A 26,103-nucleotide genomic window follows, 5' to 3' on the forward strand; every position below is an offset into this window, starting at 1 on the left:
TTGATTAACTATGTATTTTATCGGTTGGGAAATGGTTTTTCTTAGTACTGGTTAAGAGATTTTCTAGAGATTATTATAGCCAGGTTGACAAGACAAAAAAGGATCACCCCATTCACAGGAGCGACCCTTTTCTCATTTAATTTACTTTAATGGAGGTCAGAAGAAAGCCGGAATCCGTCTTTTCCGCTCCATATGTCCAATTATATTCCTTTGTTTCAGACTCGCCGCTGGAGTAATTAATCTTCACCTTTTCATAGGTCGTGATGCTGGCTTTATTGCCATCAATTGAATAACCTTTCACATCACAGCTAATTTTCTTCTCGGTCGTTCCATTCGCATTCAGTTTATCGATCAAATCCTTCTGCATGCCGTACAATTCACTTCCCTCTTTGTCTCTTCACCATTGTTTGTTATTTATAAAAAATAATTTTTTTAAACACCAATAATATTCACCGTTATCATAATAGGTTTTTTGGGTTCTTTTTTCATAGATGGCGTCCCTTTTTCTTTGGTTTAAGCGCATCTAATCCACCTAACACCATCTCGTTTCGCCATATTAATAAGTGGTGGGTGTAGACAAGTTGAATATGACTGTAGTTTCTTGGGTAGATATACCTTGATTGTTCATATAATTATGTACATCTAGTTTAAACTGTGCCGTATGGGTTGTATAGCTTTTTGTGAAAGAAGATCTTTACCGTGATACTAAAAACGTTCAAGCCACTAATGAAATATTTTAGGTTCAATCCCTAGTTTACGAGCTAGAGACTGATAGCCTTCACGACCGTTTAGATTTCGTTAAATCATTCAATCTTTTCTTTTGAAGTGAATCTAAATATAAAAACTGCACCACCAATTTTTTAGAGTTTGTCCAACAGTTGGGGTGCAGTTCAAATAGATAATTCTTTTAGAGCTTACTAATTAAATCATTTAATGTAGTTTTTCAATAACAGCTACTCCATCTTGATATATCGCAATTTTAGCAACTTTAGTTGCTTTATCATTTAATAATACTGTTATTCTATAAGGCACTGTTTTATCACCGTTTGCTTTAACCTTATTCCAATCCGAAGTACTTAACACACTGCCATCAATTAAAATTTTGTCATCTTCAACTTTTATAGCCTTTGAATTAAAGGTTACACCATTATAAGTACTTTCTATATGACTTTTAACCTCTTCTAATGTGGCAACTTTTTGCGCATTACCATTATTTAATCCGTAAACTAAAAACTTTACATTATCAGCTTTTAAACCCGATACTAATAATTCGTGCAATCCATCTTGAGGCGCTTCCAAGCTATTCTCGTCTTATACCACTTAATAGTAGATTTCGATACGAGCCTTCACCGAACAGGCGCCTTTCAGCGCATTCGGCGATCCGACAATAGTAGATTAATTATAATCCTTATAGCATGATTCTATCTACCTATTCCAATTCTAAAAGGAGGCCAATCATACTTATACATGATTGGCACCATACACTAATTTTCAGGAAATAAGTTTTATAAATCGCCCACTACTGACTGGGTTCCTTCGCTCCTGCTAGTTTTATCCTTCTCATATGTTACCATACAAGTCCAAACGGCTAGCAATCCACACTACTATGAACCCGCTGCCACCTTACTAGCTTCTTTGGAGCTAACCCACCTCTTCTAGTAAGACTTCAAACGTTCCGTTGCTTCTATCCCTCTTTTTGACGCCCTTAGGTCTCCACTATTCAGGAATGAGAAAGACCAGTTTAATAGTCAATTTTACTGATCTCCATATTAAAATTTCATTTAAAAGGATTAATACCAAACCCCTAGCAATTCTTGGTATCAACTAACTCATCCTGCCTAAGCATGGATTCGTCTCCTGACCATAGCCGTCTTTTATGGAACCCCGCCTCATTATGATGAGTACGACTTCACCTGACTTTATCCCTTCTGTTTGTTAGAACATCACTGGATACAGGAGGATTAGGCACTTATCGTCGACTATTTGATAAGTATAGGAATTTCACCTATAAAATTGATTACAACAGTTAGAAAAACACCTTATGCCTTATCATTTTGCATTAATGATATTATTGCACAAGGTGTTTTCCCACTCATTTCACTAATATTTAGTTTATAAAGTAACGTTTCGTTTATTTTTATTGAGGAGTAGTAACAATTAATTTAGTAGCTGATGTAACTAAAGTTTTACCATCTGCTTTTGTAGCTGATAAATCTAAAGCCACCCCAAATTGATCATTAATTTTTATGGTCTTCAATACATTCCCAGCTTTTACAGTGCTATCAGATCCCAAAGTAACTTTTAGTGTTGTTGTTGTAGGATCATAAGTAGCTGAAGCACCTGCCCCTAATGTATTACCATCTTCAAAAGTAATACCTAAATCACCAACATCAGCAGAAGCAATAGTAGCAGGCAAATCAACGTTGTCTGATAGTTTAAATTCTAGGGTTGCAGGAGTAGCAGGATCTCCACTAGTTGCTGCTGTAAAAGTTATAGAATTAATAGCAACAGACGTATCATCCTTATGATTTTCTAATGCTTCTCTAATTTCTTGTTTAATAGCAGCACTATTTGTATAACCAGTTGATGCTGGTTTATTATCAATGACATCTTTTAACACTAAAGCTTTTACACGCTCTGGTGCTTTATTGAAATTAGTTAAGTCAACATCAGGTAAAGCGATCAATGCTGTTAAAACTTCTTCATTAGTTGTTGCATCGTTAACTGCTTTTAATTTAGCAGCTGAGTCTACACCGTTAATTGCGTTAGTTACAGCAGTTTGTAAAGCTTCTAAAGTTTCACCTGTGAATGAGACTAAAGCTGTGTAAACAGCTGTTTCATTGGCTGAATTTACACCTTTCAAGTCCAAACCAGGAACATTAATAATATTCGATTTTACCGTTGCAGCAGTAGATGCATTTGCTACAGCACTTACAGCGCTTGTAACTTCAGTATTGTATGCAGTTAGGTATGCATTTTTAAACCCTGTCTCAGTAAACTCTCCACCAGCAGAAGCTCTAGCAGTTAATACAGCTGTTCCAACAGCAGTTTTTTGTGTAGCTGTTTTAAGAGTACCAAATGCCGGGCTAAGTGTTGAACTCTCTAGAGCTGTTACTACTTGTGCCGGAGTTTGTGCATTGTTAACAGCAGTTAGAGTATCCTTTAAGTTTCCATCTAAAGAGACAATTTCAAAAGAATATTTATCATTTGCATCTTTAGTAACCGTAACAACTACAGTTCCTTTATTTGCTTCAACTAAATTTTCGAAAGTAGTTTGATTAATTACTACACTATTTACATTTTTAAATGTAATAGCTCCTTTGTAACTCATTTTATCTTTACCAACAAACTTGATTTCTTCTTTATTTCTATCAATATTTTCTACTACGCCTGTGTGAATTGTGCCAATAGCAGTAGTGGAAACAAAGGATGCTTTAGCAGTGTAACTTCCCAAACTAATAGATTTGTTATTAGTATTGGATGCTGGGATTGCCGTACCAGAAGCTTCTACACGTACTGAAGTTGTTTTGTTATCCACAGACTTCACATCAATTGAAGGCGTTGCAGATCCATTTTTGTAAACTGTTGTACTGCGATTTGGTGAAACTACTTCTCCATCAACTGTAATATCATTTGCCCCTGTATTAAATACAGTAAATGTTGCATTGATAGATGCATATCCAGTAGGTAGTGAGAACTCATTGCCACTTTGGTTTGCAGCTGTATACTTGAATGTAGCAGTCTGAATACCAGTGAAGAATTTATCTTCTTTAATTTCAGTGCTACCATTGTAAGCTTTTAATACACCATTTGTAAGTTTTGGCTCAGCAAAATAAGTAATTGGAGCCACTTTTGATGGTTCTCCATCGTCCAATTTTCCATTTTTTGCATTACTTGAGTTGATATCGATCCAAACAACCGGGGTAGCATAATCTTTTGAATTTTCAGACGCAACAGTGAATGTAGCTTCACCTTTAGAATCTGTTTTAATTGAAATTTGACCATTCACTTTCTTATCATCTTGTACGAAATAAGCAGAAGTATTTGTAGAGATTACTCTATCAAGATCTTCATTAAATGCAACATTTACAATTTCGTTCGCTGCTACTTTTCCGTCTTTAGTTTTCAATACAACTTTATATTCACGTCCGTTAGTAATTCCAGTAGCAGCCTCTTCTGCACCTTCACGAGTAACTTGAATATCATAAGAAGATTGGATAGCCCCAATTGTTAATTGTTCACCTTTAGCTTGTAGTTCAGTTGGTTCAACACGACCATTACCAGGAACTGTAAGAGTTTCATCATCAATGAAAGCAACTGGAGTTACTTTTGTATTAGTACCAGCAACAGTGATTATTGCTTCACCATTACTGTTCGTTGTTACTGTAACAGTTTTAGTAGATCCATTTGATAATTGATATGGATTTTCTCCATTGATTGTAGCTGATGAAACTTTGTCAATAGTAGTATTTATATTTTCAGCGAATGTTACATTTACTTTTTTATTAGCAAGTGCATATCCGGTTTTTGGATCTTTTACTGCAATTTTATAAGTTTTATTTTCGCCGTTATTTACTTCATTGCCTTTTTTATCATCGGCAGTGATTGTTAGGCTTTCGCTTACACCCCAATATACTTTAGCAATAGCACGAGTTGCAGGTGCACCAGTTGGATAAACAGCTACATCATCATTACCAGCTACATATTGAGTATAAGAATAAGTTGCTACGCCATTTGCATCTGTAAGTGCTTCGACAACATAATCTTTGTTTAATTTGTCACCTGATTTAACGTTAAATGTTACTGGGATACCAGCCTGTTTAACTTTAACATCAGCTTTTAATGTTACTTCTTTACCTACAACGCCTTGAACTGATGAATTAGAAACTTCTATTGCAGTTGGTACTACTGCAGAAATACCTTCAAATTGTCCAAGAGCTTTGTCTCCTGATTTAACTGTGTATTTCTTTCCGCCTTCTTGAGCAGTTGTTGTAAGAACAACTGTTTTAGAATCAGATTGTTTAACAGCTGCGTTAGAAACGGTTAGACCATCGATAGTGTATTTAGCAGCATTCACATCAGCAACTACTTCTTTATAAGTTACTTCAACAGTTGTAGCGTTAATTGCTTTGATTCCAGTAACTGTAGCGTCAACTTCTCCGCCTTTAACTTTAGAAGCTGCGAACAAGAACTTAGCGTAGTCGCCGCGTTTTGCTGTTTTATCAGTTCCGAATTGAGTTGGAGTAGTACCGTTCGTGATGTTGTTGGCTACAAGAGCTTGAACAGCTTCAGTGTAACGATCAGATACATCAGTAAATTTAAGGTCGGCTTTGCCGCTTAGTCCGAAACCTTTAGCGATCATAAGAGCTAGCTCGCCGCGTTTGATGTTATCTTGTGCGCCAAATGAATGAGCTGATTTACCATTAACAAATCCAGCTGCTTTCAAAGCGCCTACGTATTTTTCAGCACGTGCTGGCACATCAGTGAAACCTGATGCTGGAGCGTTAGCTGTGTCTAGTCCAAGAACTTGAGCTAGAAGGACTGCTGCGTCCACACGTTTGATTTCTTTATCTACGCCGAATTGAGTTGGAGTCAAACCTAGAGCTCCTTTAGATACGACGAAGTCCACTGCTTCTTTGTAAGATTCCTTCACATCTGTGAATGATGCAGCGGATGCAAGTGGTGCTACAGCTGAAGCTACTAGAGTTGCAGTAGCCGCAGTAGCTACAAACTTACGGTATGATTTTGGTTGGTAAGCCATGTTAAAAAATTCCTCCCCGTTTTGTAAAAAAGATTTTATATTAGTCTATCGAATGTAATATTCGACAGATGTTGCATAGTTCTATGTTCCCATCCCTAATATCTATGGTCTATTTTATCTATAATTAGGAATAGTTAATAAAACTTCATTACTTATTCTATCAAATTAACCATAATTTTCAACTATTTTTTGCAAATTTCTGCAATAATAAGCATATTATAGAAAATTAATAGAATAATAAGGTAATAAACCCTTAATATAGTACCAAAAAGGGCACTTCCTCATTATACATAACCAGGAAGCAAAATGGAAGAAATTATTAAAAAATATATATTATTCTTTAATTTAACAAAATATCTTCTCTTTTATTTCAATTCATTTCCTAAAAATGAGAATATGAACCATTTATTCAGTCTCTTTTTCTTACATCTTAAGATTCATACTGTTTAACAAACTGATGACGGCTCATTTCATTCTTCCTATCAATTAGTGGGATTCTGGAATTTCCCTATTGTTTTGTAAATTCTTCTGAATCCCTCTCCATTTTGGCGCCCACAAAGATAAGATATATGGGCTTTTAAGCAAAAAAAGAACCCAAACCGATTATATTTTTCAGTTTGGGTTCTTACTTAGTCTGTTAAAGGCAAAAAACGCCCAGACAAAGGCCTGGACGATTCTTTTTAATAATAACTTCTCTCTTGGTTCTTATACAGGAATGCGATCGCAAGTCCTGATACGAGCCAAAAGATTACGTTCAATTGTGGAATGAAGATAATGTTGTTGGATACGTTCTGTACCATATAACAAACGCTTCCTACCGCAAGCCCTGCAGCCACTACTTTGCCCAATTCATTGTTCTGCTTGAAGTACAAGCGGATCAGGTAATAGAAGTAAACCGCATAGATGCTCAGGAAGGTCAGGATGCCGATTGTTCCTGTTTCCGCCATCACTTTCAGGTATGAGTTATGGACAGAATAGGTGTCGTGTCCGATATTTAATTCCGGATACTTCTCGACAACATCGCTGTAACGGTCATAGTAGTTGCCGACGCCGACACCGATGACCGGGTTGTCTTTATACATATACAAGCCTGTTTTCCATAGAGTGGTACGGGAAACAAGGGCTTTCTCGGTATTTTCATCATTTGCTTTCTTTTCTAGTTCTTTTTCAATATCTTCGTCGGTTTCCGCGAGGTCGCTGTCATCGCCTGAATCATCAGGTGCGCCGACAAGCGGATCGTTATCCGGGAAGACAAGCTTCTGGGCCGCGTAGATAGCGGATGACGTACGGGATTGCACATCAGGCATGAACCAGACGCCGGCCAACAGAACGATGAATGCTACGATTATATGCCACTTGAACAGATTCTTCAGGAATCGTTTCGGCATGATCAAGATAATCAAGATGAATGCGCAAGCCATTGTAACCCATGCTGCACGTGTATACGTAAGGATAAGGTTGACAATGAAAATCGCATAGAAGGCAAAGAACAGCAATTGCATTTTTTTATCTTTGAAATACACAACCGCCAACAATAGGAAGGACGGAATGATGAAATTCATGAGTGCCGAGTAATAGTTCGGGTTCAATAAGGTTGAACCGACACGGCCTTTTGCTTCTTTAAGTGCGTACAGTCCAGCGGTGTTCAGGTTCCAGCCGAAAATGTACTGCAAGATTCCGTAGATTCCCACAAGGACGACGGAAGCTCCGAATACCTTGGCGAACGCCAGATATTGGTCCTTTGAGAACTGGACCTTTACGACGATCATAAATAAAAAGACATAAGAAAGGAAACGGGCCATTTCCATCAAAGCCGGCTTCATGAACTGCGCATCGATCAACGAAATGCACTGCGCGGCAAAATAAAGGAAAAACGTAATGGCAAACGGAATGACCGGAACGTCATTCAGCTTGATATTCTTTTTCTTTAAGTCCCAGATAAACGCCAGGACAAGCAACGGAATCAAGATGACTTCAACTGAAATGATTCCTTTCTTGAAGTAAATCAAAGGCACAAGAAACAAAGTCAGCAATGTCAGAATGTATGTTAAGCTTCTTTTATTGGTGTTCATACGTTATTCCTTTCTTTACAGTATCCCCTAAATAACGACAGGTTGTGTCCAGAGCCTGTACTTTTCTCACCTTTTTACACTTTACAAGATGTCAGGTAAAATAACAATCACTATTTTTTCGCAATTTGATCGTAGGTCTTTTCGATGCTGTCAGCGAGTGACTTCAGCGAAAAGTTCGTCCGTGCGAATTCATAGAGCCGTTCCCCTTTGCTGCTCAATGTCCCTTGGTTGAATTCCTTATGTGCTGATGTAATGGCTTCAGCATAGGCATTCGGATCATTGACAGGCACAACCCAGCCGTACTCCTCTGATGGAATTAGCTGCTTGACGCCTCCGACATCTGTCGAGATGAGCGGAAGCTTCTGGTTTGCCCCCTCCAGCAATGCCAATGGAAAGCTTTCACTATGGGAAGCAAGCAACGCGATATGCGAATTGCTGTAGATCTGTTCGATGTCCTTGCGGAAACCGAGGAAATGGACATTGCCGGAAAGCCCCAGTTCCTTGGCCATCGAAATAACCTCTTCTTTAATCGGGCCGTCGCCGACCAGCACGAGATGGATCGATGGATCATTGATTTGTTTCATCGCTTTCAGGACGATATCATGCCCTTTGATCGGATGCATACGGGCCACCATCGTCATGACAAAGTCCTGATCATTCAGATGGAGCTCTTTCTGCAAATCGCCATTCGGCTCAATCGGCTCGATGAATTCAATTCCATTATAGATGGTATGGATGCGTTCGGCCGGGATGCCCAGCGCTGCCAGATTCTCCTTGAAACGCTCCGAAACGGCGAAGAAGACATCGATTTTTTTCATTGCGTGCAGGTTGAGGGCAGTGAATACTCTTCCCTTCAGGCCGCCCTTCATGAAATCAAGCTTCGGATCGCTGTGGATCGTCGTGACCCAGACGGCATCCATTTGCTTCTTGATAAGGGAAATGAACAGGTTTGCCCGCGGTCCGTGCGAATGGACGATTTCATAGTTTCCCTCACGTATAAAGGCAGCCAATCTCTTCAGAATACTAAGGTCATAGCGTGACTTCTGCTGCAGCAATTCCACGTGGATGCCTTTCTCGCGCGCTTCCTGCGAGAGGGCGCCTTCCTGGAATACCAGCAGGGTGACGGAATCACGGGGATATTGCTCGAGCAATGTGGTCACATGCTTTCGGCTGCCGCCCGTTTCGCCGCCGCTGATTATATGCAAAACCTTCTTCATAAAACAAAACTCCCTCTCTAGAAAAGCGTAAGCATCCGTTCAGCAGTGTAGAAACTGGACCATTCCCGCTTGGCGATCAAGGAAACACAGAGAGCCTTAAGCGAACTGATGTTGACTGATCGCAGAGTGGGACTGGGAAGTTTCCTAACTGCTGGATGCTGAAGCTGGACAATTTAGAAAAGCGTAAGCGCCTGTATCTTGTTTCAGGCGCCCAGGGCTTTCTGCACAATTCGACCGGATTATAAGAACAAACGCAAGAGTCTTCACAAAAGATGGAAGGTTACTTGCGTTCATTCCTATATATTACTAACCAGTCAATATGTAACATTTTACTTCTTATATAATATGTTTCTTTAACAGGATGAACGGAATGTGCCCCCCGGGGGCACATTCCGTTTCACTCCTTTATTTGGATCGGACGACTTTGAGAAGGAACTTTGGCAACGCCATTTGCCGTTTGAGGCGCTTCGGTTCCTTCATCAGACGATAGAACCATTCGAGGCCCAGCTTCCGGTAAAAGGCAGGTGCGCGTTTGACGTGGCCTGCAAATACGTCGAAGCTGCCGCCGACGCCTTGATAGACTTTGGCCGATAAGGAATCCATATGCTCGCGAATCCATAGCTCTTGTTTCGGGCTGCCCATAGCGACAAATAGCAGGTCGGCTTTAGCAGCATTGATTTTATCCACCACTTGCTTCGGATCCTGGACATAGCCGTTTTCATAGCCGGCGATGATGATGTTCGGATATTTTTCTTCGATCTTCTTCACGGCTGTGGAGACGACTTCTTCCTTCGCTCCGTACATAAAGACGCGATATCCTTTTTCAGCCGCGAATTGAAGCAGTCTGTCCATCATATCGACACCGGTCACACGTGATGTCACCTGTCCTTTTTTCAACTTGGACGCCAGCAGGATACCGACTCCGTCGGCGATGCCATATGTGCTGTTATTGATCAGCTCGCGCAGCTGTTCGTTCTTTTCCGCTGCCATGACCTTCTCCGGATTAACCGCGATGATGGTCGACTTCTTGCCTTCCTTCATGCGGTTATCCAGATCGGCGAGTATTTCCTCGTAGCTCAGCGGCGAAACGCCGACGCCAAAATACATTTCCTTCTGCATGTTTGTTCATCTTCCTATCTTTATATATACACAGTTCTTATCCTTGTTGGATAGCTGTCAGTTTCTTCAAGTCACCGATGCGGTACAATGTGATTCCCGGGTTATCGATACCTGTGCAATTGCGTGTATCGAACACGACAGGAGTCGCCATTTTTTCGATCAATTCTTGTTGGTCGATCTGTTTGAACTCATCATGGTCGACAAGCACAACCAATACATTCGCTCCGCTGATTGCGTCGCTGAATGATTGTAGGTTGAAATGCACTTGGTCCTCGGATACATGCGGATCAGTGATGCGGACATCATAGCGCTTGTTATCAAGTAGCATATGTGCAATTTCCATCGCTGGGCTTTCACGGATATCGTCGATGTTTCCTTTGTATGTTAATCCTGCCACAGCGACTACCGGATGATCCAATTCAGCTGTCAGACGTTTCACTTGTTCGACAACGAAGTCAGGCATTGAATTGTTGATGCGGCGTGATTCGGCGATTAACGGTGATTCTTCTGGCGCTTTTTCCACGATGAAGTATGGATCGACAGCCAGGCAGTGTCCGCCTACTCCTGGTCCTGGCAAGTGGATGTTTACACGCGGATGCTTGTTGGCAAGCTTGATCACATCGTGTGCGTTTACGCCAAGACGTGCAGAGATTTTCGCCAATTCGTTGGCAAGCGCGATATTTACATCGCGGAATGTGTTTTCCATCAGCTTGGACATTTCTGCCGTCACTGCTTCTGTTTCCACTACGTCGCCTGTGATGACAGCGCGGTATACATCTCCCGCCTTCTTGGCTGCTTCTGGAGTCAGGCCGCCGACGATACGTGTATTTTCAATCAATTCGATCAGGATGCGCCCTGGAAGTACGCGTTCCGGACAGTGTGCTACATATATATCGTTATACGGATCAAATCCGCCTTCTTTCAGAATTGGTGCTACTAAGTCATCCATTGTTCTTGGAGGGATTGTTGATTCGACAATGACGATATTCCCTTTTTCCAAGTATGGAAGGATGGATTTCGTTGCTTCTTCCACGTAGTCAACGTTTGCGCGGTGATCTTCGTGGATTGGAGTCGGAACGGCAATGATGAACACGTCCGCTTTCTCTGGAGAAACCGAAGCTTTCAGATTCCCTTTTGCGACAACCTCTTTCACTAATTCCGGAAGATTCACTTCTTCGATTGTGACTTTACCTTCATTCAATGAATCAACCACTTTTTGATTTACGTCTACGCCTAGCACTTCATAGCCTGCTCGCGCAAATACGGACGCTGTTGGTAAGCCGATGTACCCTAAACCAATGACACAAATCTTTTTCATAGCTTGGTGACCTCACTTATTCGTATTTTCGTTTTCTCTTCCGCTTCTGGCGGGCTGCCCTTTTTTGACAACTGATTCGCTTGCGGTTACCGGCACGCCAAAAAGGCGGCCAGTATCGGCCCGTAGCCGTTGTTCACTGTTTCACTATTCAATCAGTAAATTCCTATCATAGTATATCAAATATAGAGCGCCCGTGCATTAATAACATTAGTATAGACAAAGCTAAAACGAAAAGCGAGGACACCCGGTTAGCTCCGTATGGACTGGAGCATTTTTCTTAAGATAAAGAACACACGGAGAGCAAAGCGAGCCGATGTGGCCTTATCGAAAAGAAAAATGTGAAGTCCACTAGGAGCTGGGTGTCCGCAGCTAGACAAAACGAAAAGCGAGGGCACCCGTTTAGCTCCGTATGGACTGGAGCATTTTTCTTTAAAACTTGAAATATAGCCTCCTTATTAAAGAACAAAAGCCGCTTTTTGATAGCCAGATCACGCCCCCGAAATCCCTTCTAGACCACTGCCCTGCCCGGCCGGATGGTTCTTGTTCCGAATTACATTGATGTCAAAGGGTCGAAATGTTAAAATATATGAAGGTTTTTGTAGAAAAAAGAAGACAGTCCATGCCGGGCGGAAATGCCGGCAGTGGATAGACATATATTCGCATCGCACCGCGTGATGCCGCCGTGGCCGCATGGCATGGCTGAAAGCAAATCCCAAAAGGCCGGGGTTTGTTTGTATGTATGCTAAAGGAGGAAGCAATAGTTTGAAAATAGTCATTTCTGGATTTTATGGATTAGGTAATACCGGGGACGAAGCGATTCTTGAAAGTATCGTCGATAATCTGAAGGATTCGCTCGACAACCCTGACATCACTGTTTTTTCTCTGTCGCCTGATGTGACAGCTAAAGAGCGGGAAGTAAAAGCCGTTTACCGCGGCTGGAGACACGACAACAAAGGAAAAATACGAGCGCTTCGCGATGCTGATCTATTGATTTCAGGGGGAGGCGGCCTGCTTCAAGATGCCTATCCGACGAAGTTCTTGTTTGGTCCGCTTCCTTACTATCTATTGATTGTGCTCCTTGCGAAAATGTGCGGAACGAAAGTAATGTTCTTCTCCCAAGGGATTGGACCTGTTACATCCCGCTGGGGCAAAACATTGATGAAAATGGCCAATATGGCTGATTTCATTACGGTGCGCGACCAGTTTTCCAAGGATTATTTGGAAAAGCTCGGCGTTACTAAGCCGGAGACAGTCGTGACATCCGATATCGTCTTCGCCTTCAAGAAGAAACATGACCGCGCCTGCATGGATTCCCTTGATCTTGGCCCTTACGAAAAATTAGTGGCCGTTTCTATGCGCCCATGGTTCGAGCATACGAAGCAATTCGAGCAAACTGCGCAAATTCTGGATGAACTGATTGAAAAACGCAATATCACGCCGGTATTCGTGCCGATGGAAGGCCATCACGATACAGCCGCTTCTGAAAATGTGATGAAGCATATGAAGCACCGCGACAAATGCGTGATGCTTGGCGAGAACTTCACGCCGAACCAGTACTTGAATTTCATCGCCGACTGTGATTTGACGATCGGCATGAGATTGCATGCGCTAATTTTCTCTACTTTATCAGGCGTACCTCATATCGGCTTGAGCTATGATAAAAAAGTGGAAAGCTTATTGAAGCGCAGCGGCATGTGGGACTTCTCCGCTGATTTGATGGAAATCGATCCGGATACATTGGTCGCCAATGCGATTACGCTCTTGGACAACCATGATGAATTCTCGACGCTCGTCAATGCCAATGCCGATGTAATGCGCAAGGAAGCAGTGCGCAATATTGATTTACTGAAAGAAAATTTCCTGAAATAACAATAGATAGATCACTCAAGGAGGAGACTTGATCATGAAAGTACTTATTGCAACAGCCTACGATTACCCCCATGCGGGCGGGCTTTCGGTCCATGTGGATACATTGAAGGCAGGCCTTGAATCGCTGGGGCATGAAGTCGATGTTCTATCATTCTCGGACGTTTCTCCGCTGTCGCGTAAAATTCTCGCTCAGGGGCCAAGTTTCATCCTCAATAAATTGAGCAAAGGGAAAGGCATCGTCTGGAGCCACAAGATGCGCCAGCGTTTCCTTCACTCTTTAATAGAAAAGAATAAAGACAAGCATTACGATATCATCCATGCGCAAGATCCATTCACGACACTTGCCGCTCTTGAGACCGGGATTCCGACCGTCTCTACCGTCCATGGCTATATGGCATTCGAATCCATTTCCAAAGGATCGATGGATGAAGGCAGCAAGCCGGCCCGCATCATGCAGGATATTGAAATCCAAGCATATAAAGGGACACGCGAGGTCATCACGGTCGATACGCGCCTGAAAGAATATGTGAAAGATGTATCAGGCGTTGAAGGAACAGCCATCCGCAACTTTATCGATATTGACAACTTCAAGCCGAATAAGGATAAAAAAGAGGAGTTGCGCAAAAAATACAATATCGACCTGGACAGTCCGGTGCTATTTTGCCCGCGCCGCTTAACGAAGAAGAACGGTGTTATTTATCCGGCCTTGGCATTGCCGAAAGTACTGAAAGAGTTCCCGAATGTGAAGTTGATCTATGCCGGCAGCGGTGAAGCATTGAACGAAATCAAAGAAATCGTTGCCCGCGAGAAAATGGAAGACAGCGTAACACTGCTCGGCGCAGTTGCCCATAATGTTGTCCGCGATTATTATGACTTGAGCGATGTGGCTCTTGTTCCGAGCGTCCATTCTTCCGGCGTGGAAGAAGCGACCAGCATCTCCGCCCTTGAAGCGATGGGTTCAGGCTCTCCGCTTGTGGCTTGTGCGGTCGGCGGATTGAAGGAAATCGTCGACAGCGGCGTGGACGGAATCCTTGTGGAAGAGAAAAACGTCGATGAGCTGGCCGATGCCATCCTGACGCTTCTCAGAGATCCGGAAGCCGGAGCAGAAATGGCGGCAAAAGCGCGTGCGAAAATCGAAAAAGATTACTCGCATATCGCAGCCGCTAAAAAATACTTGGAAATCTACGAACGAGCTTTAAAGAAAAAATAATTGAAACCACGAACTTTTGCCGGGGCCACACACACTTAGGCTGTGTGCGGCCCCTTTTCAAATAGTAGACTTTTATTTCAATAGAATAGAGGTGCCATCGCACTTGGCCAATTTAAAACGAACCGCCATATGGATCACTCTGTTAGCGATCTTCCTGAAAGCTTCCGGCTTCATCCGGGAGAGCATCACGTCGACCGTATTCGGCGTCAGCCACGAAACCGACGGATATGTCTATGCCTTTTCATTGATTACGCTCGTTGTCGCCATGATTTCCGGCGGCTTCAATAATGTATTCCTGCCGCTTTATACAAAGCGGAGAAAGGAAAAGTCCGACGCTGCGGAAAAAGATGCAAACGGCATCATGAATGGAACGGTTCTCCTGTTCCTGCTCGTTTCCGTCATCGGCTATTTCGTCATCCCTTATATCATTCCGTACATCACGCCTGCCAGCATGAACATCGCGGCACAGAAAGTCGCCATCAAAACGATGCAGATTTTCTTTATCGCCATTACTTTCGTTGCGCTGAATGGGATTCTGGACTCCTATCTGCAGGCGCGCAGAAGCTTTGTGCCTTCCCAGATCGCCAAGATTCTAGCGACGATGATGGGGGCTTTATTCGCAATCTTGTTCCATAAGCAGATGGGCATTTACTCACTGGCCATCGGTTTCGTTGTCGGAACGATTATGGGTGTGATTGTCCAATTCTTCTATCTGCAAAAAAGCAATTTCCGCTGGATGCCGGCCCTTAAAGTGGAGAAGGACTTCCGCAAGACATTTCTTGTGCTGATCATCCCTTCCCTGTTGAACTCAGTGGTCGGGCAGTTTAATATGTTCGTCAACAAGACATTCGCAGCGGGCACCGGAGACGGCGGCACCACCTACCTGGATAAAGCGTCGCTGCTCGTGTCGATTCCGAATACCATCTATGCAACGACGATTGTCGTCATCATCTTCACCCTGCTTTCCGAGCAGGTGGACGATAAGAAGAAATTCCAGGATACGATGCATATGGGCATGATGATTTCGCTTGTGACGCTGCTGCCGATGTCCGTCGGCCTGCTGCTGCTTGGAAAAGAAGCGATTGCCTTCATTTATCAGCACGGATTGTTCACGGCAACCGATACGGAAAACACGTATATCGCCATGGTTCTTTATCTGCCGATGATCATTGCTCAGGGGCTGCAGTTCATCGTTTCGAAAAGCATGTACGCCCGCGGCAAGACGGCCACGGTGTTCCGCATCTCCATCACGACAGTCGTCCTCAACTTTGTGTTGAACTGGCTGATCGTCGATTCGCTCGGCTATAAAGGGCTTGCCGTCACGTCTTCTGTTGTCGCTATTTACTTCCTGGTCGTTTCGGCAATCGTCATGTATAGAGACTTCGATAAGAGTGAAAGCAAGCGGCTGATCCAGATGTTCATTCTGGTCATACCGCCTACATTGCTGATGGCGCTGCCTGTATATGCCTTGAAGGCATATACCCCGCTTGGAAACTTGCCAGCCATTATCCAACTGGCGCTATTCGGCGCTCTTGGTGCAGTACTCTACATTATCGGATTGAAATACTTCTATAAAGAAGCATACGCAAAATTAATGTCGCTCGTCAGACGCAAAAAAGCGGCTGCCTAAATAGACAAAAAAGAAGAACTGCCAACATACAATCGGCAGTTCTTCTTTTTTGTGTTTATTTATTCAGTTCTAACTCAGTAATGGATTTCCTTATTTCCCTATGAACATCTGTACCCAGATATTTTGCGGGCCGACATAGCCTGCTCCCATCTCAGTGAAGGATGGATTCAGGATGTTTTGACGGTGGCCTGCGGAGTTCATCCAAGCTTTTACGACTTCTTCAGGAGATACTTGTCCTTTGGCAATATTCTCTCCTGCCGCCATATACGAGATGCCGAATTTCTTCATCATATCGAATGGTGAACCGTAAGTAGGGCTTGTATGGCTGAAGTAATTATTTCTCTTCATATCTTCCGCTTTCTCATGGGCCACTTTATTCAATGACACATTCAGTATTAACGGCTTTAATCCCTGTTTGGTCCGCTCTACGTTTGTCAATTCAACCACTTTCTTTTCATAAGCGCTTGGTTCATATGTTGTGGACTGAGTTGTCGTCGCTTCGCTGACCACCGGCCCAGTCACTTTCAGCATACGGTTGATGAATGCCGCCGCATGGGCGCGGATGGCATCATCTTTTGCTTTGAAGACAAATCCTTTTTCAACCGGATATCCTTTGATGATCTCATAGGCAGTCATGTTCATAATGGCTTTTCGGGCCACTGATGATTTGATTTGGCTGAAGTCCTGCAGGTTTAGATTTGCTGTTTTTTGCGGGACTTTTTTGTATGCCAATGCATTATTGATCATCATTGCCATTTGTTCGCGGCTGATCAACTGGTTCGGCGCAAATGTATCAGCAGTCACACCACTGACGATTTTTGCCTTGGCGGCTGCATTGATCCCAGCAGCCAACTTCGAGCTTTTGCTGACATCCTTAAATACATGCGGGCCATTTGGCAGCTTCAGTGCACGTTGTAGGAAGTTGGCGAATTCGCCGCGTGTCACTTTTCCATTCGGTTTATATGTGCCATCGTTGTATCCGCTGATGATGCCGGCATCAATCATCGCCTTCATCTCAGCAGGAACAGTTTCGCTTGCTGCCATCGTTTTTCCGGCCGGTATAGCGGCAAGGATCAACAGAAGGCTGAACAGTATTGGAACAATCTTTCTCATCATCTATCAATCTCCTCTCTTTTTGTACGAGTAGCTAGGATAACATGATGAGAGATTATTCGACAATGAGCCAAAGTGCGGGATTTCCCTTGTCGTCCTAAGATAGAGACAAAGTCGGAAACTAAGTCTATCAGACTAATTCCGACTATTTTTGTTTGTTTTCGACAAAAAAGAAACCCTGGACTATTCACCCAGGGCCACCTGTTTTATTTAGCGATGTTCAGCGGAAGAATATAAGGTTCATTCGCTTCCCCGCCGGCTACATAGCCATAGAGGGAGGTGTTACTGTCAGAAATAATTTGATACCACGTATAATCACTTTTCTTTTCACTACCTAGGACAGCCACCACAAATCCCGGACGAGGGTAGCGATAAAGTTTATTGCTCTCGTTCACTTCAGCGCTAGAGCGAACTTGTAGCCCTACAGCGGATGTCACTTCATAGAGTTGGTACGGAGTTGGGTTATTCACATAATCCTTTCCGCCCGCTCCGGCATCCAAACGGTATTCAATCCCGCCGATTTTCTGCCCCCAATATTGGTCGCTCGCATAGCGGACATTGACTCCATTCACCTTATTCCCCGGCTGCGCTCCATTGGCATACCCGGCATCGCCAGGAAGATAGTTTTTGTTAAGGTAGCCGGTCGCCAGTTCCTTGATGCTTTCTTTTACATCTGGAAATACTGTACCCGAACCGGTCTTTCCGTCTATGACTGACATGCCGAAGATATTATTTTTGGATTGGGCAACAGCGCTCATTCCATATTTACTTTCAAGAATAGCCTGTGACAAGACGGTCAGTGCATTGATTTTATAGGTGCTTTCCGCATCTTTTAACGCTTGTCCCAAGTGAAGCAGCTTGCTTTTCTTAGTTGCATCTTTGTACTGAGCATCCGTCGATGATAAAGCCTCCACTTTTTTCAATTCCCGGTCGATGATCTGGTCCAGCTCAGCAGCCGTGTAATTCGTTGCCGTCCGGTAAGGAAGCATATTGAAGTATTGGGAAAAGGAAGCGACCTGGACGCCATTGCTATTCGTGAAGTTCTTTCCGTCCCAACTATAGTAATTTCCCGCAGCGACAGCCGCAGGCGCTTTTCCATAGAAGTAGTTTGTAAAGGTCTTTTTTGTATAGTTATAAACATAGTGGTACACATCATGATTGGCATCCACTTTATAATAGGATTTTTGATTGGAGGCAAGGGTCGCAGCAGGAATCAGTGTTACCTCTGTATGTTTCACGTAAAAAGGCTGGCCTGCGACCTTGACGGCAACGCCTGTATCATCGGAGCTGACATATTCCATTTCATTGCCTGGGCCAAGCCCCATCGCATGTGATGTAAACGTGGCATCCGGGTAAATAGGGGTTGCGGCTCCGCTCGTCGCTGAAGCAATGACAACTCCGCCGTTCATCTTGATGATCTTGCCGTCCTTCAACAGAACCTGATTGGCAGCTTTGCCAAAATAGCATTCCGCTTCAGAAAAGGAATCATACGATTGATCCGATTCCGTCACTTTACCGGCCGTGTCAACCGTGCCAAGAATATAGGCTTTCTTCTCGACAGGAACAGTTGGAGGTATAGGGTCTCCCGGTGTCACCGGCGGCTGGCCAGGCGGTGTCGGCGTCACTGGCGGCAGCGTGGCCGGCGGCTCGACAACAGGCGGTGTGGTTGTCCTTTCATCATGGTTCTTTTTCACTTGCAGCATGCGGTAAATGAAAGCAGCGGCATGCTCTCGTGTAGCCGGATCATTCGGCCGGAATTCGTTTTTAGTGTTTCCGAAGATGATCTTATGCCCGACCATCCGCGCCACGATCGTTTTGGAGCGGATCTGGCTGTTATCGGCAAACGTCAATTTTCCCGTCACGGCAGGCACCTTTAAGTAATCGAGCGCATTATTGATCATGGCTGCCATTTGTTCACGCGTGATTTGGTCGTTCGGCTTAAATAGATTGCCTGCATAGCCATTGACAATCTTAGCTTTTGCCGCGGCATTAATGCCTTGGGCAAGCGAGGATGATGTAGGGACATCCTTGAAGATTGGCTGCCCGTTCGGCAATTTCAGCGCCCTTTGCAGCAAGGCGGCGAACTCCCCTCTTGTGACTTTTCTATAAGGCGCAGGATCTCCATTCTTATCCCCCATCAGGATTTTCTGGTCCATCATCGCCTTCATTTCAGCAGAAATGGGCGCGGCGGCATGGACAGCAGGCAGGAATGACAGCAGCAACAGGCAACTAAGAAACAATGATACTAGCTTTTTCATGAAAGTCTCCTTTTTTTGGTAATAACCCACTCTTAAAATATATCAGACTTCTTTTTGTTTTTCCATTTTGTTTCCATACTAGTAAACGAATACTAGAAAAGACTTTATATGAAAAAGAAATGAAGGCTGTCCATTAGAAAGCAACAAGAAGGTTATTCCCTCTCTATAGAGAATAGTAAAGTAAATAACTGTAAAACGGGGGGGAGACATTATGAGGCTAGGTATTCTATATCTTTCACTATTTTCACTATTCATTATTGCCGGGTGTACGAGTGATCCTGCAACATCTAAAGAAGACCAATGGAAGGATAACAGTCCTGCCTTTTCATCTGATTTTGGCAATATGTTTGGTAAAGATGGCAGGATTGGAATTATCGGAAGCAAAAAAATTCCTAAAGAAGGCCAAAAATGGATGTGGCATTTTTGGGGTACAGAAGAGATCACGACCAAACACTGGAAGGTGAAAGCGACTAAGCAAGGGGCAAAGGATGAAATAAATCCAATCATTCAGAAGGATGACGTTTTAACAGCAAGAGGGAAAGACATTAACGGCCATGCTCGTTCGGCTGTCAAATTTCCTTCTTCAGGCCTTTGGAAATTACAAGTATTTATAGATGGTCATTTTTTTGATGAAATGATTGTTGATATAGAACAGCAATAGGCCATCACCAATGAAGATTGAAATGAAAAACGAATGAACGGCTTAACAAAGGGAGTTGGTAGGTTTGTATAAAGATAAGCTAGACATCATAAATCACTATGAGGCGTCTATTGACTGGGTTAAACGTTTAAGAGAGTTACCTGAAGAAAGATGGCGGACACAGGTAGATCAAGACAAATGGACGATTGCTGAAATTATAGGACACTTCATTCCTTGGGATGAATTTGTAATCCGACAACGTATTCCTTACTTATTCAAAGATGCCCAATTGCCTGCAAGTCCAGATGCTGAACTAGTGAACCAACAAGCAGCGGAAGAGAGCAGGAATAGATCAAAGGATGAAACAATCGATTTATTTATTGTTAATAGGGAAAGCCTTGTTAGGTCATTATATGATTTACCTGATGAGCTTTGGACACAGGATCTATTCAAGCGGAAGAAAAAAATATCGCTAATTGATTATTTTTCAGGATTAGTAGCGCACGATTATCATCATTTTAGACAAATACAAAGAGTCTTATGATGTTGTAGAGCTAGTTCATTAGTAGAACTTTTAACAAACTACGGCTAGAGGGTGGCTGCTAATCAGCAGCCTTTTTTCTATTCTGCAAACAAGCCAGCCATATAAGACAAACTTATCGATATGCATAATGAATCGATCTTTTTCATTGGATTTTATCCTTGTTATGATAAATATGGAAAGTATCATGCTCAAGTAATCAAAGAAAGATGGAGGCGAATAAACAGTGCAGTATGCCATCAAACCAATTGCCGTTGTCAATAATAGCCGAAAAGAAATTGAAGATGATGATTGGGGTTCCGTCATCTCCACTATTGAACTTGCTGAAAATATGACTGAATCTTCCTTGAAAGGGATTGAAGAATTCTCTCACTTAGAAATCATTTTTTACTTTCATAAGGTACCAGACGAAAAAATTCAGCATGAAGCAAGACACCCAAGAAACAATAAAGAGTATCCTGAGGTTGGAATCTTTGCGCAAAGGGGCAAAAATAGGCCGAATAAATTAGGTGTAACGCTTGTTGAACTGATTGAACGTAAGCAGCGGACTTTAATCGTTAAAGGATTAGATGCCATCGACGGAACGCCCATTATCGATATTAAGCCAGTCATGAAAGAGTTCCTGCCAAACAATGAAATCAAACAGCCGAATTGGTCAATCTCCTTGATGGAACATTATTGGGGAGATGAACAGTAATTCGTTTGCTTCTTCTGCCGGGGCGTTGATCCAAGAAGGATTCATGCCCTTTTGTATTTGATCTAAGGCTTAAGGCTGATCTTTTTTTAGACTCTAGATGTATCAAAAGAGCAGCCAAATACTGTTAAAATATTCCTGTATCAATACATTGGTTTATTGTTTGTATATGGATAGGAGGAAATAATGATGAAAAAAGGTTTTATGCTATTGATAGCCGCTATTGGCTTATCTTTATTTTTAGTTGGGTGCAGTAAAGAAAAAGATGACTTTGGCATTGGGAAAGCCCAAAAGATCGAAGTGGTCTCAGCAGATAATCCAGAAGTGGTTTTACATGTGATCGAAAATAAAGATGAGGTCCATGGATTTGTTGAAAAACTGAAAATCAATAAATGGAGTGCGGAAGATCTTCCTTCAGATGCAACTAAAGGGGCCATGTATAAACTGTACCAAGAAGATACTGTCAAACTTGGAGAATCTAAAACAGATGAAAAAGGGCTCAAACAAATCGCTACTATGATTACGTATAAAGACCGGCCTTTTATCAAACTCAGCACCAAAAAAACTAACTTTGAACTTTAAAATTCCTAAAGATGTAGCTGAAGACCTGGCAAATAAGCAAAGTGAATAAGGCAAGCCGCAGCCACTTAACAGATGCCGGCAAGGTCAATCCTGCTTAGGCCGCCCATTTTTTTGGATGATAAAACCGATCTATTTCTCCATTTCAAAAATAACCGTTGCCGCGGCTTTCCCCGATTACGAGAGTGGCTTTTGCTAAAGCATCTATCGCTTCCGCAAGCTTGGATAGATGCTTTTTGTGCATTTCACTGAACCTCTAGTTGTATAGACTCTTAAATAAATTGGTTGGCCAGTGCTTAAAGAACACGTCAAATTTAATAGCTATGTTCAATTTAAATATGGCCCATAAAATGAAATTTCAAATAAATCTTTCGCCATTTCTCTCGGGGATTTTTCATAATTGTCGTTTATCCAAAACAGAATCATCTCAAGGTATGCGCCGGTTAAATAAGCTTTAAAAAAACGAGTATCCACTCTAAAAGTACGATTTTGGTTTTTTATATAGTGGACACCTTCTAGAACATATTGGCCCACGATTTCTTTTACGCCATAGATAAATAACGCATCTGGTTGGGAAACAAAAAAGGCTTCATAGGCATAATGTTTCTCTTTGATGTGTTCGAAAAAAGTAGTCAATAATCTTAAAAGTTCCTCACTTGATAGTTCTGTGAGAGGTTTGGGATTACCAATTACTAATGCCGCTTTCAAATCCTTTAAAACCGTTTCATGCACTTCCAACCTGAGTTGTTGGATATCTTTATATAATTTATAAAAGGTAGGTCTGGTTACATGAGCCTCATCACATAAATGTTGGATGGTAAAATGGTCTAATCCTTTTACCTTTAATATTAAATATGCCTCATGCAACTTCTCTCTAGATTTTTGCTTTCTCGGATCGATTCGTGTCATTTATTTATCACCTTCTTCTATCTTAACATGTAACCAAATGGAGCGGCATTTCTTTCTATTCAAAGAGTAAGGGGGACATCAGTAGACCATTTGAGTTTGCAAGTTAATCATCTTAAACAAACAGGGTTGTCGATCTAATTACGCTATACGATGGGTGACAATAAAGACCATGGTGGATTTTAATAAAATGAAACTTTAAAGCGATGATAAAGCAATTATGTGGGTGGAAGATGGTACGATTTTAAGATCAATGCCCGTTTCTGTTGAACTTCTTTTGACAGTAAGAGCAGTTTAGTGGTATTACATTTTGATATGTATAAAACTTTTATTAATTATTTTTGGCATAGCATAGCCCTATTCAATTCATGTAATATCGAAGTAAGTCCATATGTTCCAAGCAATGCATTAATCATCAGAAGTAAGGAGAAAGTTAATAATGAGATTAGAGAGTAAAAGAATTTATTTACGGCCTCTTTGTCGGTTAGATGCCCCCATTATGTTAGAAAGTACAATGGACAAAGAAATGCGTTATATGACTGGAACTCATTCTAATTTTTCTTTGGAGCAAATTAAGGCACATATAGATCATATAAATAATGATTCAAGTCGTTATGATTTCGCTATTTGCTTAAAAAGCAGTGACGAAATGATTGGAGAGCTATCGATATTAGATATTGATAAGGAGAACAAAAAAGCAGGATTCAGAATATCGATGGTTTCCATTTCTTTGACAGGAAAAGGATATGGAACAGAAGCAATTAAAATAGCTCTAAGTTTTGTTTTTGAGCAACTCCAATTAAATCGTTTACAGTTAGAAGTATTTAGTCATAATTCACGTGGAATTAGAGCCTATGAAAAAGTTGGGTTTGTAAAAGAAGGAGTCTTACGTCAATCTTTATATTACAATAACGCATACTCAGATGAAATTATTATGGCAATCCTTAAAGGTGATTATAAAAATAGGCTAGTGCATGATACTTAAACAAACTGAAGCATAAAAATACTCCCCATCAGGGAGACAGATCTCATTTTTCATCTGCCTTCCTGATGGGGAGCTTTTCGTGAAAACGGTTGTTCCGTTATATACTCTTTATTTGACGATTGGCAACGGTCTTGTCTGCTGTGCGGATAGATAGCCGAATGCCTCTTCCCTGCTGTCGGAAAGAATGCGCCGGTATCCTCCTTCACCGCCGGTTGCAGCCACAATGAAGCCCTCGCCCGGATAGCTGTATAGGTTGCCGGAAGTGCTTGAAGCTGCACGATAGACGGTTGCCGGGCCGGTTGTTTCAAAGAGTTGGTAAAGCGAGCTGTTGTTGATGAAATCCTTGCCGCCCATTTCCTTATCCAACTCATACATATGGCCTGCTATCTTCTGGCCCCAGTATGGATCGGACGCATAACGGACGTTGGCGCCCCTTGCTTTATTTCCCAATATGCCGCCGTTGGCATAGTTGCCTGTCTGCGGGATATAGTTTTTGTTCAGGTAGGATTCGGAAAGCTCTTTAATGGAATCGCCAGGCGTTTTGTATTTTTTTCGGTTCTTGGAGCCGGAATCGTATACTTGCAGTCCGAAGAGATTGTTTTCGCTTTGTGCGATCGGGCTCATGCCATAATCGCTCTCTGAAATCCCTTTTGCCAATACCATCATTGCATTTAATTTATGGTATCTCTCGTAGTCTTTCAGCGTCTTGCCGATGCCGAGCAGCTTACTTTTCTTGGTGGCATCTTTATAGCGGGCATACGCTTTCGGATTGCTCTTGTAGAGGCTCTCTTTTTCTTTCAATCTCTTTAGGACAATCGCATCAATCTCTGCAGCGCTATAATTGGTGCTTGTGCGGTATGGCAGAACGTTGAAATACTGGTTGAAAGTCCCCACCGCTACTCCTTGTTCATTGGTGAAATGGACGCCATCCCAGCTGTAATATTTCACGCCTGTCTGGAAGCTGGACGGAGCCTTTCCATATATATAGCTGGCATATGAATCTGTCAAATTCGAATAGACGGTATGCTTTAGATTGCCTTGGGCATCACTGATATAGAAAGAACGGCCTTTCATGGCTGCTGAAGGGACTAGGTAGGCGTCGCTGCTCTTGACATAGCCAAGCTGCCCTGCCGCCTTCACTGTGATGGCATTTTCATCGGAAGTGACATACTCCAGTTCGCTTCCGTACTGCATTCCCAGTATGACTGTCTTCATGTCGCTTTTAAACAAAGTCGTTGCGCCGCCTGATTTTGGCGTTTTTGCGACCGCCACCCCGCTGTTCATTTTGATGATGCGATTATCGAGCATGACAACATAATTGCTGTTTGCCGAAAGGGCCGATGCAGCTTCTCCCAACGTTTGATAGCTTTGCCCGGTCGGTTTTGTATTCCCTGAGGCGTCAACTGTCGCGATCACATACCGATTATTCGCAGGCGTTGGCGTTGGTGTTGGTGCCGTCGGATTGGCTGGCGCCGGAGTCCCCGGAAGATCCTCTACATTGCTGGCTTCCATCATCCGGTATATAAAGGCAGCTGCGTGTTCGCGTGTGGCTTCTTCTTGAGGCTTGAATACGAAACCGCCTGCAGTCGGATAGCCGGCTATGATTCCGTGCCCGACCATGCTTTGCACAGCGGCGCGCGCTTTAATATCATCGTTATCCAAGAATGATAGCGTTGCTGTCTTTTTGGCTATATGTGCATAATCGAGCGCCCGGTCGATCATGATCGCCATTTGTTCACGCGTGATCAACTGTTCGGGCCCGAATGTAGTGGTTGTGAATCCTGTCACGATGCCGGCAGCAGCTGCCGCGTTAATCCCGGCTGCCAGTGCGGACTTAGGGGCTACATCGTTGAATTGCTGCTTCCCTTCCGGTAGGGACAATGCCCGATATAGGAAGGTTGCAAACTCCCCCCTTTTTACTTTAGCGAATGGAGCCAGGCTTCCATCTGCGTAACCTGTGATAATTCCCTGTTTAACCATGGACTGCATTTCCTTGCTGGCTGAATAAGATGCAGCATGGGCAAACGGTGTTAGGGTCAATAGTAATATGAAACTTAGAAATACTGAAGTAAGCTTTCTCATCCTGTTCTCCTTTCAAAATTTCACTAGATCTTACATACTGTGTATCTAACATATATCGGCAGAAAACAGGATTTTTTTACCCTTTAATACTGTAAATCTACTAAATTCC

At 42.7% G+C, this 26,103-nt stretch carries 18 protein-coding genes and 1 pseudogene; 8 read left to right on the top strand and 11 right to left on the bottom strand.

Going from position 1 to position 26,103, the window contains the following annotated elements; translation table 11 throughout:
* Positions 1–136 precede the first annotated feature (136 nt).
* The 7 genes and pseudogenes from BN1765_RS18630 to BN1765_RS18660 form a co-directional block, all read right to left on the bottom strand.
* Positions 137–379 (bottom strand): annotated as a pseudogene (locus BN1765_RS18630) (TcaA NTF2-like domain-containing protein); the annotation flags it as partial.
* 551 nt (positions 380–930) lie between these two features.
* Positions 931–1,299, bottom strand: coding sequence for a hypothetical protein (locus tag BN1765_RS18635; RefSeq protein ID WP_050616527.1), 369 nt, complete (start codon positions 1,297–1,299; stop codon positions 931–933).
* 838 nt (positions 1,300–2,137) lie between these two features.
* Positions 2,138–5,761 carry an S-layer homology domain-containing protein gene (locus BN1765_RS18640; protein ID WP_050616528.1) on the bottom strand — a complete coding sequence of 1,208 codons (3,624 nt, stop codon included), beginning with the start codon at positions 5,759–5,761 and terminating at the stop codon, positions 2,138–2,140.
* A gap of 680 nt (positions 5,762–6,441) precedes the next feature.
* Entirely contained in the window at positions 6,442–7,833 is a 1,392-nt protein-coding gene (locus BN1765_RS18645) for an O-antigen ligase family protein (RefSeq protein WP_050616529.1), read from the bottom strand.
* 110 nt (positions 7,834–7,943) lie between these two features.
* Positions 7,944–9,050, bottom strand: a complete 1,107-nt coding sequence (locus BN1765_RS18650; RefSeq protein WP_050616530.1) for a glycosyltransferase — start codon at positions 9,048–9,050, stop codon at positions 7,944–7,946.
* A gap of 405 nt (positions 9,051–9,455) precedes the next feature.
* On the bottom strand, positions 9,456–10,169 hold the full coding sequence (locus BN1765_RS18655; protein WP_050616531.1) for a WecB/TagA/CpsF family glycosyltransferase: 714 nt from the start codon (positions 10,167–10,169) through the stop codon (positions 9,456–9,458).
* Between the two features lie 37 nt (positions 10,170–10,206).
* Complete coding sequence (locus BN1765_RS18660) at positions 10,207–11,487, bottom strand: nucleotide sugar dehydrogenase (RefSeq protein WP_050616532.1); 1,281 nt, start codon at positions 11,485–11,487, stop codon at positions 10,207–10,209.
* Between the two features lie 762 nt (positions 11,488–12,249).
* Here BN1765_RS18660 and csaB point away from each other — a divergent pair.
* From csaB to murJ, 3 genes are all read left to right on the top strand, one after another.
* Positions 12,250–13,356: a polysaccharide pyruvyl transferase CsaB gene (gene csaB / locus BN1765_RS18665; protein WP_050616533.1), complete on the top strand. Its 1,107-nt coding sequence runs from the start codon at positions 12,250–12,252 to the stop codon at positions 13,354–13,356.
* A 34-nt stretch (positions 13,357–13,390) separates the two neighbouring features.
* Complete coding sequence (locus tag BN1765_RS18670; protein WP_050616534.1) at positions 13,391–14,566, top strand: glycosyltransferase family 4 protein; 1,176 nt, start codon at positions 13,391–13,393, stop codon at positions 14,564–14,566.
* Positions 14,567–14,669: 103 nt separating this feature from the next.
* Positions 14,670–16,196 carry a murein biosynthesis integral membrane protein MurJ gene (gene murJ / locus BN1765_RS18675; RefSeq protein ID WP_050616535.1) on the top strand — a complete coding sequence of 509 codons (1,527 nt, stop codon included), beginning with the start codon at positions 14,670–14,672 and terminating at the stop codon, positions 16,194–16,196.
* Between the two features lie 90 nt (positions 16,197–16,286).
* Here murJ and BN1765_RS19715 read toward each other — a convergent pair whose 3' ends face one another.
* Both BN1765_RS19715 and BN1765_RS18685 read right to left on the bottom strand, forming a co-directional pair.
* The gene (locus BN1765_RS19715; protein ID WP_082195525.1) at positions 16,287–17,312 is read right to left on the bottom strand and encodes an S-layer homology domain-containing protein; all 1,026 of its coding nucleotides are present in this window, start codon (positions 17,310–17,312) and stop codon (positions 16,287–16,289) included.
* 203 nt (positions 17,313–17,515) lie between these two features.
* Positions 17,516–19,567: an S-layer homology domain-containing protein gene (locus tag BN1765_RS18685; RefSeq protein WP_050616536.1), complete on the bottom strand. Its 2,052-nt coding sequence runs from the start codon at positions 19,565–19,567 to the stop codon at positions 17,516–17,518.
* A gap of 211 nt (positions 19,568–19,778) precedes the next feature.
* On the opposite strand from BN1765_RS18685, the gene BN1765_RS18690 reads away from it, so the two are divergent.
* The 4 genes from BN1765_RS18690 (at position 19,779) to BN1765_RS18705 (ending at position 22,024) form a co-directional block, all read left to right on the top strand.
* A complete protein-coding gene (locus BN1765_RS18690) occupies positions 19,779–20,228 on the top strand; it encodes a DUF4871 domain-containing protein (RefSeq protein ID WP_050616537.1) in 450 nt (149 codons plus the stop codon).
* 64 nt (positions 20,229–20,292) lie between these two features.
* Entirely contained in the window at positions 20,293–20,751 is a 459-nt protein-coding gene (locus BN1765_RS18695; RefSeq protein WP_050616538.1) for a DinB family protein, read from the top strand.
* Positions 20,752–20,974: 223 nt separating this feature from the next.
* Positions 20,975–21,445, top strand: coding sequence for a tRNA (N6-threonylcarbamoyladenosine(37)-N6)-methyltransferase TrmO (gene tsaA / locus BN1765_RS18700; RefSeq protein ID WP_050616539.1), 471 nt, complete (start codon positions 20,975–20,977; stop codon positions 21,443–21,445).
* Positions 21,446–21,628: 183 nt separating this feature from the next.
* Positions 21,629–22,024, top strand: a complete 396-nt coding sequence (locus BN1765_RS18705; RefSeq protein WP_147554231.1) for a hypothetical protein — start codon at positions 21,629–21,631, stop codon at positions 22,022–22,024.
* Between the two features lie 324 nt (positions 22,025–22,348).
* Here BN1765_RS18705 and BN1765_RS18710 read toward each other — a convergent pair whose 3' ends face one another.
* Positions 22,349–22,930, bottom strand: a complete 582-nt coding sequence (locus BN1765_RS18710; protein ID WP_050616541.1) for a TetR/AcrR family transcriptional regulator — start codon at positions 22,928–22,930, stop codon at positions 22,349–22,351.
* Positions 22,931–23,366: 436 nt separating this feature from the next.
* Here BN1765_RS18710 and BN1765_RS18715 point away from each other — a divergent pair, with 436 nt between their 5' ends.
* Positions 23,367–23,912 carry a GNAT family N-acetyltransferase gene (locus BN1765_RS18715; RefSeq protein WP_050616542.1) on the top strand — a complete coding sequence of 182 codons (546 nt, stop codon included), beginning with the start codon at positions 23,367–23,369 and terminating at the stop codon, positions 23,910–23,912.
* Between the two features lie 108 nt (positions 23,913–24,020).
* Here the strand turns inward: BN1765_RS18715 and BN1765_RS18720 are convergent, their stop codons facing one another.
* Positions 24,021–25,994 (bottom strand): S-layer homology domain-containing protein, encoded by a 1,974-nt coding sequence (locus tag BN1765_RS18720; protein WP_050616543.1) that lies wholly within the window; start codon positions 25,992–25,994, stop codon positions 24,021–24,023.
* Between the last annotated feature and the right edge of the window lie 109 nt (positions 25,995–26,103).

Origin of the sequence: Bacillus testis, from assembly GCF_001243895.1 — a bacterium.
Lineage (GTDB): Bacteria > Bacillota > Bacilli > Bacillales > DSM-1321 > Bacillus_AD > Bacillus_AD testis.